Raw genomic sequence first — 14,559 nt, 5'->3', positions numbered from 1 at the left:
CGGGGATCAGGGGGCCCCGCCAGGGATTGTGAGATCCGGAGGGACCGGGTGGGCCGGCGAGCCGGGCGGCTCGAGCCGGTGGCGGTTGTGGAGGTGGTATCAGTCGTGCGCGGGGGCGAGTACCCGCGCCAGTGCCGGTTGCAGATCGCGTACGGCCTGACTGCTCCGGAACCGGGAGAGTTCCCGCGCGAGATGCCGGATGTCGCTGTTCACCGTCGCCGAGGGCACGGTCGGCATCACCCCCAGGAGCTCCCCGGCGATCGTGCACGCGTGCTCGACCTCTCCGGAGGCGGCGTGGGCCAGGGACCTGCGGAAGCCGTACCGGGCGCGAGTGCGCAGCGCGTGCGGCGGGAGCCGCAGGCACTCCTGGTCGAGGATCTCGGCGGCGGCCTTGGGGCGACCGAGGTCGTACAGGCACCAGCCGGTCGTCATGGCCGCCGGATCGCTCACGTGAGTGGTGCCGATCACGGGTTCGGCGCCGCTGCGGGCGTCGTTGCTGTCGAGCAGTTCCCGCGCCTTGTCGAGGCTGCGGAGACAGTCGCGTTCGTCGCCGACGAGCGCGTGCCCCTGCGCCTCCCGCTGGGCTGCGAGTCCCCAGATGCGCGGCGGAAGCCCGACGCTCTGGGCCCGGCGGGCCAGAGCGACAGTGCCTGCTGCGTCCCCGCCGTAAAGAGTGACCAGGGCGCGTCGCACGAGCGCGTAGGAACCGAGGTGCGGATCGCCGCCGGCGCGCGCCAGTTCGGCGGCCTCATGGGTCCAGCCGAGTGCCGCGTTGCTGTCCCCGGCCTCCTGGGCCATCCAGCCGGTGAACTCCGCGAACCGCGACGCGAGCAGGAGCATGGGGGCCCGAGTGGCGGACGGGGCATCGGCGGCCAGCCTGACGACCGTGCGCGTCTGCGTCTCCAGCAGGGGAAGCAGGACCTTCGGTGCGGTGGACTGGCCGAGCTTTCGTAGCAGGTCGAACTGCGCGCGGAAGGAGGGAAGGAGGGGGCTGGTGGCAGAGGACACCTGACCGCCGAGTTTCAGGCCGAGGTCGATCAGCGCCCCCGTGCCGGCCGAGAGGAGTGCCCGGCGCCCCACGAGCCAGGGGCTCGGAGGGCTGGAGGTTTCGACGGGGTCCGAGTCGGTCTCGGGACGGACGACCAGGCGCTGCAGCTTGCCGTCCGCGCCGAGGAACGCGTCGCACCGCCGGGCCAGTTCGCGGGATGCGGAACGCTCCCCGCGCTCGACCTTGCTGAGATGTCCCTTGTCGTAGTTGAGTGCCACGGAGAACTCGGTCAGAGTCAGTCCCGCTTCCTGTCGTAAACGGCGAAGCTCCGGGCCAAAACATAAAGCTGTACTCATTACTAACCTCCCCTTGAACAGCGACCGCGAGAGCCGTGCACCCTTGCGGGAACTTTCGTTCGACGTTCACTGGTCGACGCGAAGACCGACGGCGAACACTCGCCGTGACGGGTTCGTTTCGCTTCGCATCCGAGAGTGAGTTTGACACGAGACGCGCCTCGGGAATCGGGGTTCGACGGGGTTGCCCGTTGCCTCTTCCGTTCTCTGTTGCCCCCGCCTGATCCTTGCCGTGATCGGAGTCGACCGTGATCGGGACAAAGCGATCGAGAATGGCAGGAGGTGAGGCTCTGTCGATCGCGATGTGGAGGGGGTCGTGAATCGTTCGGTGCAATTCCTGATCAAGGGAGATGTGCCGATGGGTGGCGACGGCGTGGCCGGGTCGAGACTGTCGAGGTGGTCGAGCCGCGGCGGGCGGAGGCTGTGGGCGATCGGCTGCCGATGACGTCGCGCCCATTCGGAGTGCCGGCCTTGGCCCCTGCTTTCCGCGACCGTCCTGGTGTCGCACAGTCCTCGAAGGGCAGGGTCACGTCCCGTGATCATGGGCGACAGTCCGCGAGATCGTCTACTAACGTTTATGTTACTAACATCGTCGTTAGTGTCATGGATGGAGGTCGGTAGACGTGGTGGACTTTGTAGGTCGTCGCCAGGAGCTGGCGACGCTGGAGCGAGAGCTGCAGAAGGTGGCAGCAGGGGTTGGCGGGGAGCGGCCCGGGCGGTGCCTGATGTTGCGTGGGCGGCGACGGGTGGGCAAGTCACGACTGGTCGAGCGGTTTGCGGAGCGTTCCGGAGCCCCGTTCTTGTTCTACGCGGCGACCGGTGCGTCCCCCAGGGACGATCTGGCACGGCTGGCCCGGGACGCCCAGGCGTCGACGCTGCCGCTGGCGGGGCTGGTGGCCAACGCGCGGCCGGAGAGCTGGGATGTCGCGTTCGATGTGCTGGCTGCGGTGCTGCCCGCCGACCGGGTGAGCGTGCTGGTCATCGACGAAGTGCCGTACCTGATGGATGCTGATGGCGCCTTTGAAGGGATGCTGCAGCGTGCCTGGGATCGGGTGCTGGAGACCAAGCCTGTGCTGCTGGTCCTCATCGGCTCTGACCTGTCGATGATGGAGGCTCTGAACAGCTACGGACGACCCTTCCATCAGCGAGGCCGGGAGATGGTACTGGGACCGCTGAACCCCGCTGAGGTGGGGAGGATGCTCGGGCTGGATCCGGCGGAAGCCTTCGACGCCGCGCTGGTCACCGGCGGGCTACCGCTGATCTGCGCGGAGTGGCCGCGGGGCGCAGGACTGTGGGACTTCCTCGGTGAGGCGCTGAGCGACCCGGTCTCGGCCCTGCTGGTGTCGGCCGAGCGCTCGCTGGCTGCCGAATTTCCCCCGCAGGCTCAGGCGCGTACGGTGCTGGCGGCTATCGGCAGTGGCGAGCGGACCTTCACCAACATCGCCCGTGCGGCCGGCGGAATCGGGGCCACGCCGCTGCAGCGAGCGTTGGAACTGCTCACGGACAAGCGGATCGTCGCTGCGGAGCTGCCCGTATCGCTGCGCCCGTCGAAGGATCGCCGCTACCGGGTGACAGATCCCTACCTGCGGTTTTGGCTGCACCTGCTCGGCTCCTCCATGGAGGAGATCGAGCGGGGGCGGGGTGATTTGACCTTGGCGCGGATCCGGGAGAACTGGACCAGCTGGCGCGGCCGGGCGATCGAGCCGCTCATCCGTGAGGCGCTCGCCCGGATACTGCCCGACGACCAGCTCCCCTCAGCCCCCGCAGTGGGCGGCTACTGGACCCGCACCAACGACGTCGAGATCGACATCGTTGGTGCGGACCGCGCCCCCATTGCCAAGGAGCTGCTCTTCCTCGGTTCCATCAAGTGGCTGGAGCAGTCACCCTTCGACCGGCACGACCTGGCAGCTCTTCATCGGCATCGGGCCGCCCTCACCGACGAATCCGTTCCAGTCGTGGCGGTCTCGCGCAGCGGCATCGACTCTCCGGGCCCCGATGCCGCCTACGGCCCCGGCGATTTGCTGACCGCTTGGCCGCTGTGAGTGGCTGATTGCAGGTGAGGTACGGGAGTTGGTGAGCGCGATCAGGCCGCAGATGTTGCGGAGAAGTCCCTCGGACCTCGGCCCCTTGCCGGTTCCCGTGCCGGATGGGCGCCGAACCTGCTGACGCGTGGTCACCTGAGCATCGGTTCGAAGGAGGAGCCCCCCTCCTTCTCGTCGGAGGCGTGCGGGAGGAAGCCGTCGGGGACGGTGCGGGCGGCAGTGGTGAGGAGGCGGGTCAGGACTTCCTGCTCGGTGGCCGGGGGGAGCCGGAGGGCGGCGAGCAGTCGGTCGCGGACGTCGGGGTGGTCCGGGTGGTCGTCGAGGTAGTCGGCGTTGAGGGCGGGCGGGCGGAAGCCGGCCAGGGCGTCGTGCCAGGACGGGAGGACGATGGCGAGGGTCAGGGCCTCGGCCAGGGACTCGGCGATCAAGGACGCCTGGCCCTCGGAGTCGATGTAGAGGACGGGCCGGGGGCCGCCGGGGGCGGCTGGGCCGCAGAGGTAGTGGGTGCCACCGGCGTTGCAGCCGGCGACGGGCTCCACCGGCAGGCCGTTGGGCAGGGCGATCGACTCGATCGGGTCGGTGCGGGCGAGGTCGAACTCGCCGTCGCAGGCCAGGTAGGAGGCGACCGCGGGATGTGCGGTGATCCTGCGGAGCAGAGCGGCGTCCGAGAGAGCGGCCGGGGCGAGGGCCGCGGTGATCGCGGGAGTGAGGGGGAGTCCGGCCAGGACGTGACGGACGGCGTCGAGGGGAACGGGGCGTTCGTAGTAGTCCTCGAAGTGGGCCCGGACGGCCTCGGGGGAGCGGTCGGCGAGGAGGCGGAAGAGGAAGCCGGAGCCGTCCGGGTCCTCGCTGCCCGGCGGAAAGGCGATGGCCGAGCCGGTGCGCCAGGCCGTGTCGCCGGTCTCCCGCCACAGGCAGGCGGTGACGCGAGGGGCGTCGATCCCCTCCTCGCGGAAGGCGGGTTCGTCCAGGAGAGGGCTCAGTGCGGTGGGTACTTCGTCGATGACGCCGGGCCAGACCTGCTCGTCGTCCGTCCCGTACGGGCTCATTTCCGACTCGTGGTCGAAGCCGCGTATGAGCACGCCGGCCGGGGTGAAAAGGACGGAGAAGTCGTCTCCCGAGCCGTTCTCCATCAGGGCTGCCTCTTCACCAGCGCCCCAGGCCGGGTCGAAGGTGTAGCAGCAGAAGCGCGGATCGTCGCCGATCGTGGCGTCCAGAACGGCCAACGCGCGCAGATGGGCGCGGAGCTCGGCGGGGTCGGGGAGGCGGGCGGCGATTTCGTGCACGGTGCTCATGGCGCCATGGAAGCAGCCACCACTGACAGCGGGGCGCCGGACGGCCTGCGACCGCGCCGGCTCCGTCCGGCCCTCCGCGCTACGGACGGCGGCCCCAGGCGGAGATCAAGGGGGCGGTGGCCAGGTCGAGTCGGCCCGTTACGACGTTCGTCAGGTGGCGGTCGATCTCCTCGTCGGTGGCGAGGCCCTCCGCGACCAGGCGGTGGCGGATCTGGCGTACCGTCGCGGCCTCCAGCACGGTGCAGGCCGGGGAGGTGATCGGGAAGTAGGCGTCGGCCCGTACGTCTTCCAGGCCGGCCTCGCGCAGCACCCCGGGGAGGGTCCGGCCGTACGCGAGGTCCGCGCCGCGTGCTGCCATCAGGGTGCGGAAGCCGGACCGCAGGCGGTTGGCGAGGCGTTGTTCGGGGCCCGACTCGTCCGGGCACAGCAGCGGCTGCAGCGCGGGGTCGGCGTCCTCCAGCAGCAGCGCTCCGCCGGGGCGCAGGGCCCGGACCATGCGGCGCAGGGCCTCGGCGCGGTCGGTGAGGTGCACCAGGACCAGCCGGGCGTGCACGAGGTCGAAGCCGCCGGGCGGTGGCGGGTCGGCCGCCACGTCGTGGGACAGCACCTCGATCACGTCGTCGGCGATGTCGCGGGTCCAGGACACGTCGATGTCGGTGGCGACCACCGTCCCGGTCGGGCCGACCCGTTCCGCCAGGCCGAGGGGTACGGAGGGGCCGCCGGCGCCGACCTCCCAGCACCGCATGCCGGGGCCGATCCCCAACTCGTCGACGTGCCGGAACGTCACCGGGTCGAACAGCTCCGCCAGGGCCCCGAAGCGGACGCCCGCCTCGGACTGGCTGTTGTCCAGGAGATAGCCGCGGTCGGTGTTGTGTTCGGCCATGCGGCGATTCTGGCAGACGGGGACGGAGTGGGGAGGGGGAGCAGGAGCGGGAAGGGGGAGTGGAGCGAGGGGCTTCGGGATGTCCCCTCGCTCCACTCCGTGTTCCTCCGGGGCAGTGTTTCGGTCAGCCCTTCGGGGCGGTGAGGTAGGCGTCGATCACTCGCATCGCCTTCTCCGTCCCGCCCCTGCAGTACAGCCAGTGGCCCACGACGTCCATCGTGAACAGGGTCGCCTTCGGGAAGGAGCGTGCCATGCGGCGCGCGCCGGGCAGAGGGGTCGCCAGGTCGTGGGTGGCGTTGACCACGAGGACGGGCGGAAGGGGGCCCTTCGCCCGGGTGGGACCGGGCTCGGGCGGCATGGTCCAGCCCTGGCAGCCGAGGACGATGTCCAGCGACTGGGCGTTGTGGCGGACGTGCGGGGCGGCCTTGGCGACCCGCTTGAGGATGGCCCGGTACTGGGCGTGGTCGCGGATCCGGAAGTCGTAGTCCCGGCACAGCACGAGCCGCGAGGCGATGTCGGTGCCGACGTCGGCGGGGATCCAGCCGACCTCGCCCCGGCCGGTGTACAGGGCGGCCAGTTGCTTCGCCGTTTCCTCCCGGTCTCCCTTGCCGAGGGCGAAGGTCAGGAAGTCGGACAGCTGGTCGGCGCCCACTTCGGTGCGCGTCGGGCCGTTCGGGCCCGGATCACGGAGCGTGCCCGCGTCGGCGCGGGCGAACAGCTCGTCGGTGACGGCGACCAGGGCCTTGCCCCTGAGCGCGCAGGCCGTGTCCTTCTCGCACCAGGCCGCGAGCCGCTTCAGGGCGTTGTCGATGGTGACGCTGCCGTCGGTGAGGTAGCGCTCGGCGTTCGGCCGGTCCGGGTCCATCGCGCTGTCCAGGGCCAGCGCGCGGAGCCTGCCGGGGAACAGACGTGCGTACCGTTCGCCGAGGAAGGTGCCGTAGGAGTGGCCGATGAAGCTGATCCGGCGCTCGCCGAGGGCGGCCCGGATCGCGTCCATGTCCCGGGCCACGCTCTCGCCGTCCATGTGGGCGGCGAGCGGCCCCGTCCGCTTCAGGCAGCTGTCCGCCAGTCGGCCGTTCAGGGTGCGCAGCCGCCCGAACTCGGCCGCGTCGCGGGGGCGGGCCGGGATCGATTCGGTGATCGTCTCGTCGCAGACGGCGCCGCTGCTGCGGCCGATGCCGCGCGGGTCGAAGCCGATCATGTCGAAGCGCCGGAGCATGGCCGGGGTGTAGCCGCCGATGGGGTCGTCCGCGTACAGCGCGTCGTCGGCCCCCGACGCCCCGGGGCCGCCCGGGTTCGACATCAGGACGCCGATCCGCCGTGCGGGGTCGGTGGCCCGGTGGCGGGCGACGAAGATGCCGATCTTCGGGCCCTTCGGCTTCGACCAGTCCAGTGGGACCTTCACCGTCGCGCACTGCGCCCGCGGGCTGGGGTCGGGGTAGGGCGGTTCGGCCGCGGGACACGTGCCCCAACTGATCGGCGGTACGGGGGTGGTGGCGCCGGAAGCCTTCCGGGCGACCGCCTTGTCATGGGCGGCCGGAGTGGTCGGAGCGGTGCCGGCGAAGGAGGAGGCGGACAGGGCGAGGAGAAGGAGCGCGGGAAGTACCCGGCGCCTCGGGGACGGGGACGGGGACGGGGGTGGGTTCGGTATCGGGTTCACGTGCGGGCTCGGGTTCATGCGCGTGACTGTTCCGGTCCTGTATGACGGTGCCTCCATGAGCACATGGTGGGAACGTAACAAGGGGCTCCGGCCGCCCGCGCGCCCCCACACCCCCCACATGCACCACCCCGAGCACGGTCGGCACGGCCCCGTGGCCGGCACGCCCGACTCGTGGTACGCCAAACGGGTCGTCGCCGTCGTCGCTGTGCTCGCCCGCCTGCACTAACCCGGCGCGCGCCGGGGGCGGGCCGCCGCGAGGCTGTGGGCGTAAGCGCTCCCGCCGTGCTCTCGGCGAAGACGAAGAAGGTTTCCCTGTGCGTTTCCATCGAATAGCGCTGTGGGTCACGGGGCCGATGGCCATTCCCCTCATAGTGGCGCCGGCCGGGGGGCCGGCGGCCGGTGCCGTAGACGAGACGGCTCCGGGAATCGCCCGTTCCGTACGGGCGCCCGCCGCCGTCCCCGGACCGGCCGTCGGTTCCGCACCGTCGTTCCCGGCCCTCGGGGCGACCTCGGTCTCCCTGGCCCGCGGCGCGCCCCGCCCCGCGATCGTGTCGCGCGGCCGGTGGCGGGCCGACGAGACCCGGCGCGACGCCCACGCCCACTACGCGGGAGGGGTGTCGGCGGTCTTCGTGCACCACACCGACACGCCCAACGGCTACGACTGCGCGGACGTCCCCCGCACCCTGCGCAATCTGTACACGGGCCAGACCCGGGACCGGAGTTGGGGGGATCTCGGCTACAACTTCCTCGTCGACAGGTGCGGCACCGTCTACGAGGGCCGGGCGGGCGGTGCCGAGCGGGCCGTCGTCGGCTCCCACACCATCGGGTTCAACCAGGGCACCACCGGCATCGCGGCGATCGGCACCTTCGGGGCGGGGACGCCCGTGCCGGCGGCCATGGAACGGGCGATCGCGGCCCTCGCCGCCTGGAAGCTCGGCCTCGGCGGCGTCGACCCGAGGGGCAAGGTGCGGCTCACGTCCACGAACGACAAGAGCCGCTACCCCAAGGGCACTTCGGCGGTCTTCGACGCCATCTCCGGCCACCGGGACGGCTTCGCCACCAACTGCCCGGGAGAGGCGCTGTCCGCGCGGCTCCCCGCGATCCGGAAGGCCGCCGCCGAACTCCAGAGCCGGTCCCGGCGCGCACCCGCCGGGGTCCGTCTGCCGGTGGGCCTGGGAAGTCTTTACGACAACGCGCATTGACGGGGCATCGGGCAATTTGTTCCGATCTTTTCCCGAAGGCCCCAAGGGCACTCCCGCCGGGAGGAGTGCTGCTCGGCCCGTACCACGGCTTCGGCAACAGGCTCCGCGCCCGCGGCTGACCTCCCCGCGTCCGCTCCGGCGGTCATCGCCGGGTGACGCGCAACTCCGCTACGCCCACGGGTTTCTCCGCGTCGTCGGACGTGACCGTCAGCCGTACCAGCCGGGCCACCGCCCCCGCCCGGTACGGCTGCCAGAGGACGCCGTCCGCCGAGACCTCCAGGAGGTACGAGGAGGGGTGCACGTCCGCCCACCGCGGCGTGATCGAGGCCAGTGCGTCCGCCCGCCCCAGGTCCACCGTCAGCGCGCCCGTCGCGCCGTTCGGGGACCAGGCCGTGACCGGGCTGCCGTCCACCGCGGCCACCGCGTACAGACCGGGGGCCTCCGAGGTGGCCGTGGCCGGGCGGCAACGGGCCGCGTCGGCGGTCCGGGCGAGGTCGGGGCGGCGGGTGGGGAGGGTGAGCGTGCGGTCGAGGGTGCGCGGGCCAGCGGGGGAGTGGACGGTGAAGGGGGCGCCGGAGGTCAGCCGCACCGTCGTCGTACGGGGCCCGATCGCGATGTCGTACGTACGGTCCCGGTGGCGCAGGCCCGTCAGGGTGACGCCCCGGCCCAGCTGCGGCGGCAGCATCGGATCGAGGCGCACGCCGTCCTCCCGCAGCCGCAGCCCGGTCAGGCCGTGCGTGAAGACCTGGAGGAAGCCGCCCTTCCCGGTCAGGAAGTCGTCGGCGGGGAAGCCGGCCAGCGGGTCCTGGGAGCCCGCCTTCGTGCCCCGGGCCTCGCTGAACAGGGCGTACGGGCCGCGCGTGAACGGGCGGACGGCGCGCTGGAGATAGGTGTACGTCGCGCAGCCCGGCTCACCGATCGCAGCCGCGCCGATCGCGTGCACCGAGTCGGTCATCGCAGGGCCGTCCGGGTCCGTGAGCGCCGCGTAGTGGTCGAGCGTGGCCGCGGCGGCGCCCGGCTCCATCGGCCATTCCAGCGGGTACATCAGCAGCACCGTGTCCGCCTGCTTGATCGTCGAGTCGTTGTAGCCCGCGTACTGGAGGAAGATCTTCCGCTTGGCGTCGTACGGGATGCGCAGCCCGTCCGCGACCCGCTGCCATGCGGCCGGTGCGGGGTGTCCGAGCAGGCGCGCCGCCCGGGTGGCGTTGCGCAGGGCGGTGGCCGCGACGGCGTTGGTGAAGACGCCGTCGGTGACGCCGTTGCTGTACTCGTCGGGCCCCGCGACGTTCCGCACCGAGTAGCTGCCGTCCGCGTTGCCGGTGGCCCGGGAGACCCAGAAGTCGGCGATCCCGCTGAGCAGCGGCCAGCCGTGCCCCGCCAGCCAGGCCCGGTCCCCGGTCGCCAGGTAGTACTGCCAGACGGCGAGCGAGATGTCGCCCTGGAGGTGGTTCTGGGTGAGGCAGTGCGGCGGGTCCCAGCTCTGGCACTCGGACCGGAGATCGCCCCGGCCCGCGCTCGTCCACGGATAGAACAGGCCCTGGTAGCCCAGCTCCCGGGCGTTGGCACGGGCGGCCCCACGGGTGCGGTAGCGGTACTCGACGACCGGGCGGGCCAGTTCGGGGCGGGTGACGAGCAGCCCCGGATACATCCAGATCTCGGCGTCCCAGAACACCAGGCCCGCGTAGTTGTCGCTGGTCAGACCGGCCGGTGCGATGCTGTCGCGGGAACCGGCGCGGGTGGCGGTGGCCAGCCCGTACTGGGCGGACCGCAGCCACTTCTGCAGCTCGGGACGGCCCGGCACCAGGACGTCGGCCGCCCAGACCCGCCGCCAGGCCTCGGCGTTCGCCGCGAGGACCCCGGCCCAGCCGCGCCGGGCCGCGCGCCGGGACGCCTCGCGGGCGGAGGCGCGCGGGGTGGGCGAGGTGAGCGCGGTGTCGACCCCGACGTACTTCTCGAAGGTGTACGTGTGCCCGGCGCGCACCCGGTGCGTACTGCGCGCCGCGACCGGGGTGCCGGTGCCGGCGTCCGGGGCCGGCGCGTCGGAGCCTCGGGGGTCCGGCTTTCCGGTGCGCAGGGTCTGGACGATCGCGCCCGCGGTCCCGGTGCCCAGGGTGCGGAACGTGCCGTCGTCGTCCAGGGCGATCCGGCGGGCGCCCCGCGGGTCGAGGCGGCCGGTGACGGTCGCGGTGCCGCTCCAGCGCGGTGTCATGCGCAGCCGCACCGCGCCCGTGTGCACGTCGGAACGGTCGGCGAGCACCTCGTACGTCAGGTCCGTCGCGCGCCCGTCGGCCGTGGTCCAGCGCAGTGACGTGCGCACCAGGCCGCAGCGCAGGAAGAGCGTCTGCCGGTAGTGCGAGATCCGGCCCGGGGGCGTGCCGGTGCCGTAGGTCTCGTCGCCGACGCGTACGTCCAGGGTCGTCCAGCTCGGCAGCGCGGCGATCACCTCGCGGCCCTCGGCCAGGTCCTTCTCGCGCCCGAACAGGCCGGAGACGAAGGCGCCGTCGTAGCGCGGGGTGAACAGCGGCCAGCCGGTCCGCTCGCCGGAGGAGGCGTAGCCGGCGCCCCTGGCGGGGACCCGGTGGCCCAGGTAGCCGTTGCCGACGTAGGGGTCGTAACCGGCCGTCTCCCCGAACCGGGTGGAGGCCGGTGCCCAGGCGGGGTCGGTGTCCCGCCCGCAGGCCGTGGCGGCCAAGGGCGGCGACGCGTGCGCCGCGGGTGCCGACGGTGCGGCCAGGGTGCACGCGACCAGAGTGCTCGCGGCCAGGGGGGAAAGGGACGTGAGGAGACGGATGCGCGAGAGGCTCACCGTACGAAGGTAGGAAACGCGGCCCGCGCGGTGGCGCACGGCACGCGGGCGAACGGCCGACGGGCCGGGGCGGGCCGGGGCGGGGAGGGGCGTGCGGCAGGAGCCGCAGTGCGCCCGGGGCACACCCCACTCCGGGCACACCCTGCTTCGGGCATGCCCCGCTCCCAGGAGCACCGGCCCCCGGGGCGCTCCCTGCTCTCCTGCTCCCCGGCACCTCCTGCTCCCCGTCCCCGCCCCCGGCGCCGCGATCCGTCGGGTCAGTTCGCGAGACCCGTCTTGAGGCCCGCGCCGCACAGCGGTACGACGACGCTCCGGTCCGTCCAGCCGCCGACCGCGGCCCAGCAGGCGACGCCCGTCGTCTCCACGTAGAAGCCGCGCGCGGCCAGGTCCCGCTGCGCCTCGCGGATCTGGTCCTCGGTCACCGTGAGGAAGGTGCCGCCCGATTCGCGCACCGCGGCCAGGATGGCGCGGGCGCGCGGCGGCCGGGGGATGGCGATGCCCTCGGCGAGGGTGGGGGAGAGGGGGCCGGGCGGGGCGTCGGGCAGTTCCGCCGCGCCCGCGCGGAACGCGGCGGCCAGCGGCGACACGGCCTCGGCCTGCACGGCGATCAGCGCCGGGCGCCTCTCGATCAGCCCCCGGGCGTGGAGTTCGGCGGTGGCCAGGGCCGCGCCGAGCAGAAGGGTGCCGTTGCCGACCGGTACGGCGATGGCGTCCGGGAGCCGGCCGCCGAGGTCCTCCCACAGCTCGTACACGTACGTCTTCGTGCCGTGCAGGAAGTACGGGTTGAAGACGTGCGAGGCATAGAAGGTGCCGGGGGCGTCGGCGGCGGCACGGGCCGCCAGCGCGGTGGCCTCGCGGTCGCCGGGGACGATCTCCAGCCGGGCGCCGTGGGCCCGGATCTGCTCGGTCTTCTTCGGGGACGTGCCCCCGGGGACGTACACCGTGCAGGGGAGCGAGGCCCGCGCGCAGTACGCGGCGACGGAGGTGCCCGCGTTGCCGCTGCTGTCCGCGACCACGCGCTCGGGCGACAGCCGACGGGCCAGCTCGGCGAGCATCACCGCACCGCGGTCCTTGAAGGACAGCGTCGGCATCAGGAAGTCGAGCTTGGCCGAGACGGTCCCGGTGAGCGGGACGAGCGGGGTGCGGCCCTCGCCGAGCGTGGTCGCGGGCGAGTCGAGCGGCAGCACCTCCTCGTAACGCCACAGTGAATTGACGCGCCCCTCCAGGGAGTTGGGAGAGAGGGTGGCGGAGGGTTCGAAATCGAGGTCCCAGGGGCCGCGGCAGACGGGACAACACCAGGTGAGAGCGGTGGTGTCGGCCCGGGTGCCGTCCTGCGGGCAGAGGTAGGTGGGCATGGCCGACAGCATGTCAGGAGTGTGACGGCGGAATGCCGATGGTGTGGCCCGCCCCACCGCACCCTTGTGTGATTCCCAAGAATCGGTCAATCTTTCGCTGTCGGCAGGGCCGTGGGCAAGCACGGGTCTCTTGACAGCTGATTGTCATGCCCATGCTTAACGGCGCCTGTTCCGTCCTGAACGGCATGTTCAACCCCCCACCCATGCGTCGTGATCGAGGAGGACCCCCCACATGTCAGTGACGCGTCACACCCCCCACGCCCGCCGAAGACTCGCCGCGGCGAGTGTCATAGCCGGTGCGGCTCTCGCACTCTCCAGCGCCGCGGTGTTCCCCGCCTCGGCCTCGGATCAGCCGGCGGAGGGGCTGATCCAGAACGCGGGCGCCCCGGGCACCATCAGCGGCAGCTACATCGTCACGCTCGACGAGTCGGCGGCCGACGCGGGCACCGCGAAGGGCCGGGCCGTGGCCAAGGAGTACGGCGCCAAGATCAAGAGGACCTACCGTTCCGCAGTCAACGGCTACGCGGTGGAGCTCTCGGAGAAGCAGGCGAAGCGGCTCGCCGCCGACCCGGCCGTCGAGTCCGTGGTGCAGAACCGGACCTTCAAGGTGACCGGCACCCAGCCCTCGCCGCCCTCCTGGGGCCTCGACCGGCTCGACCAGAAGTCCCTTCCGCTGAACCAGAGTTACACCTACCCCGACAAGGCGGGCGAGGGTGTCACCGCGTACATCATCGACACCGGTGTGCGGATCTCCCACAGTGACTTCGGCGGCCGGGCCTCGAACGGTTACGACGCGATCGACAACGACAACACCGCGCAGGACGGTCACGGCCACGGCACCCACGTGGCGGGCACCGTCGCCGGCACCTCGTACGGTGTCGCCAAGAAGGCGAAGATCGTCGCCGTCCGGGTCCTCGACAACAACGGCTCCGGCACGACCGAGCAGGTCGTCGCGGGCATCGACTGGGTGACGGCCAACGCCGTCAAGCCGGCCGTCGCCAACATGAGCCTGGGCGGCGGGGCTGACCCCGTGCTCGACGAAGCCGTGCGCAAGTCCATCGCCTCCGGCGTGACCTACGCGGTGGCCGCGGGCAACGAGTCGACCGACGCCTCCACGAAGTCCCCGGCGCGGGTCGCCGAGGCCATCACGGTCGGCTCCACGACCAACACCGACGCCCGTTCCAGCTTCTCCAACTACGGCAGCACGCTGGACATCTTCGCGCCGGGTTCGTCGATCACCTCGACCTGGAACACCAGCGACAGCGCCACCAACACCATCTCCGGCACCTCGATGGCGAGCCCGCACGTCGCCGGTGCCGCGGCCCTCTACCTGGCGGACCACCCGGGCGAGACCCCGGCCCAGGTCTCCGCCGGACTGGTCGCCGCGGCCAGCAGCGGTGTGGTGACCAGCCCGGGAACGGGTTCGCCGAACCGTCTGCTGAACGTCGGCAGCGGCTCGACCACCCCGCCGGGCGGCAAGAAGTTCGAGAACACGACGAGCTACTCCATCGGGGACTACGCCACCGTCGAGTCGCCGATCACCGTCTCCGGCGTCACCGGCAAGGCGCCCGCCTCGCTGAGCGTGGCCGTGGACATCTCGCACACCTACAGCGGTGACCTGACGATCGACCTGGTCGCGCCCGACGGTTCGGTCTACAACCTCAAGGCGCTCGGCGAGGGCGGCAGCGCCGACGACGTGAAGAAGACGTACACGGTGGACGCCTCGTCCGAGACGGCCGACGGCACCTGGAAGCTGCGCGTCAAGGACAACTGGTGGGGCGACACCGGGAAGATCAACTCCTGGTACCTGCAGTTCTGATGACTGACCGTCGGTGACCCACCGACCGGGCGGGGGGGGGGGGGGGGCCCCCCCCCCCCCCCCCCTTCCGCCCCGGGGGGGGCCCGGCCGCCCGGGTGGGGGACGGGGGGGGGGGTGTGGGGAAACGGGGGGGGGGAGGGACGGGGGGGGGAAAAG

General features: G+C 72.2%; 10 protein-coding genes. 4 read left to right on the top strand and 6 right to left on the bottom strand.

Going from position 1 to position 14,559, the window contains the following annotated elements:
* Positions 1-99 precede the first annotated feature (99 nt).
* Positions 100-1,344 carry a helix-turn-helix domain-containing protein gene (locus ACWCXX_RS12195; protein ID WP_451126250.1) on the bottom strand — a complete coding sequence of 415 codons (1,245 nt, stop codon included), beginning with the start codon at positions 1,342-1,344 and terminating at the stop codon, positions 100-102.
* Between the two features lie 620 nt (positions 1,345-1,964).
* Between ACWCXX_RS12195 and ACWCXX_RS12190 the strand changes: the two genes are divergently transcribed.
* Positions 1,965-3,383 carry an ATP-binding protein gene (locus ACWCXX_RS12190; RefSeq protein ID WP_451126249.1) on the top strand — a complete coding sequence of 473 codons (1,419 nt, stop codon included), beginning with the start codon at positions 1,965-1,967 and terminating at the stop codon, positions 3,381-3,383.
* 131 nt (positions 3,384-3,514) lie between these two features.
* Here ACWCXX_RS12190 and ACWCXX_RS12185 read toward each other — a convergent pair whose 3' ends face one another.
* The 3 genes from ACWCXX_RS12185 to ACWCXX_RS12175 all read right to left on the bottom strand — a co-directional run bounded on the left by ACWCXX_RS12185 (position 3,515) and on the right by ACWCXX_RS12175 (position 7,239).
* Complete coding sequence (locus tag ACWCXX_RS12185; RefSeq protein ID WP_451126248.1) at positions 3,515-4,678, bottom strand: hypothetical protein; 1,164 nt, start codon at positions 4,676-4,678, stop codon at positions 3,515-3,517.
* A gap of 79 nt (positions 4,679-4,757) precedes the next feature.
* Entirely contained in the window at positions 4,758-5,561 is an 804-nt protein-coding gene (locus ACWCXX_RS12180; RefSeq protein ID WP_451126247.1) for a class I SAM-dependent methyltransferase, read from the bottom strand.
* A 124-nt stretch (positions 5,562-5,685) separates the two neighbouring features.
* The gene (locus ACWCXX_RS12175) at positions 5,686-7,239 is read right to left on the bottom strand and encodes an alpha/beta fold hydrolase (RefSeq protein ID WP_451126246.1); all 1,554 of its coding nucleotides are present in this window, start codon (positions 7,237-7,239) and stop codon (positions 5,686-5,688) included.
* A 37-nt stretch (positions 7,240-7,276) separates the two neighbouring features.
* On the opposite strand from ACWCXX_RS12175, the gene ACWCXX_RS12170 reads away from it, so the two are divergent.
* On the top strand, positions 7,277-7,447 hold the full coding sequence (locus ACWCXX_RS12170) for a hypothetical protein (RefSeq protein WP_451126245.1): 171 nt from the start codon (positions 7,277-7,279) through the stop codon (positions 7,445-7,447).
* Positions 7,448-7,535: 88 nt separating this feature from the next.
* Entirely contained in the window at positions 7,536-8,423 is an 888-nt protein-coding gene (locus ACWCXX_RS12165) for a peptidoglycan recognition protein family protein (RefSeq protein WP_451126244.1), read from the top strand.
* 142 nt (positions 8,424-8,565) lie between these two features.
* Here the strand turns inward: ACWCXX_RS12165 and ACWCXX_RS12160 are convergent, their stop codons facing one another.
* The gene (locus ACWCXX_RS12160; protein WP_451126243.1) at positions 8,566-11,229 is read right to left on the bottom strand and encodes a discoidin domain-containing protein; all 2,664 of its coding nucleotides are present in this window, start codon (positions 11,227-11,229) and stop codon (positions 8,566-8,568) included.
* Positions 11,230-11,486: 257 nt separating this feature from the next.
* The gene (locus ACWCXX_RS12155) at positions 11,487-12,596 is read right to left on the bottom strand and encodes a threonine synthase (RefSeq protein WP_451126242.1); all 1,110 of its coding nucleotides are present in this window, start codon (positions 12,594-12,596) and stop codon (positions 11,487-11,489) included.
* Positions 12,597-12,816: 220 nt separating this feature from the next.
* Between ACWCXX_RS12155 and ACWCXX_RS12150 the strand changes: the two genes are divergently transcribed.
* Positions 12,817-14,403 (top strand): S8 family serine peptidase, encoded by a 1,587-nt coding sequence (locus ACWCXX_RS12150; RefSeq protein WP_451126241.1) that lies wholly within the window; start codon positions 12,817-12,819, stop codon positions 14,401-14,403.
* Positions 14,404-14,559: the final 156 nt, after the last annotated feature.

This window comes from Streptomyces sp. NPDC001732 (assembly GCF_053596315.1).
Note: the sequence above shows the minus strand (reverse complement) of the source record. Positions and strands in the feature narration are given on the sequence as shown.

What these genes read in the sequence shown, in the direction of transcription:
- ACWCXX_RS12175 (WP_451126246.1), bottom strand. Translation starts at nt 7,239, where the DNA reads ATGAACCCGAGCCCGCACGTGAACCCGATACCGAACCCACCCCCGTCC.
- ACWCXX_RS12180 (WP_451126247.1), bottom strand. Translation starts at nt 5,561, where the DNA reads ATGGCCGAACACAACACCGACCGCGGCTATCTCCTGGACAACAGCCAG.
- ACWCXX_RS12150 (WP_451126241.1), top strand. Translation starts at nt 12,817, where the DNA reads ATGTCAGTGACGCGTCACACCCCCCACGCCCGCCGAAGACTCGCCGCG.
- ACWCXX_RS12185 (WP_451126248.1), bottom strand. Translation starts at nt 4,678, where the DNA reads ATGAGCACCGTGCACGAAATCGCCGCCCGCCTCCCCGACCCCGCCGAG.
- ACWCXX_RS12170 (WP_451126245.1), top strand. Translation starts at nt 7,277, where the DNA reads ATGAGCACATGGTGGGAACGTAACAAGGGGCTCCGGCCGCCCGCGCGC.
- ACWCXX_RS12195 (WP_451126250.1), bottom strand. Translation starts at nt 1,344, where the DNA reads ATGAGTACAGCTTTATGTTTTGGCCCGGAGCTTCGCCGTTTACGACAG.
- ACWCXX_RS12155 (WP_451126242.1), bottom strand. Translation starts at nt 12,596, where the DNA reads ATGCTGTCGGCCATGCCCACCTACCTCTGCCCGCAGGACGGCACCCGG.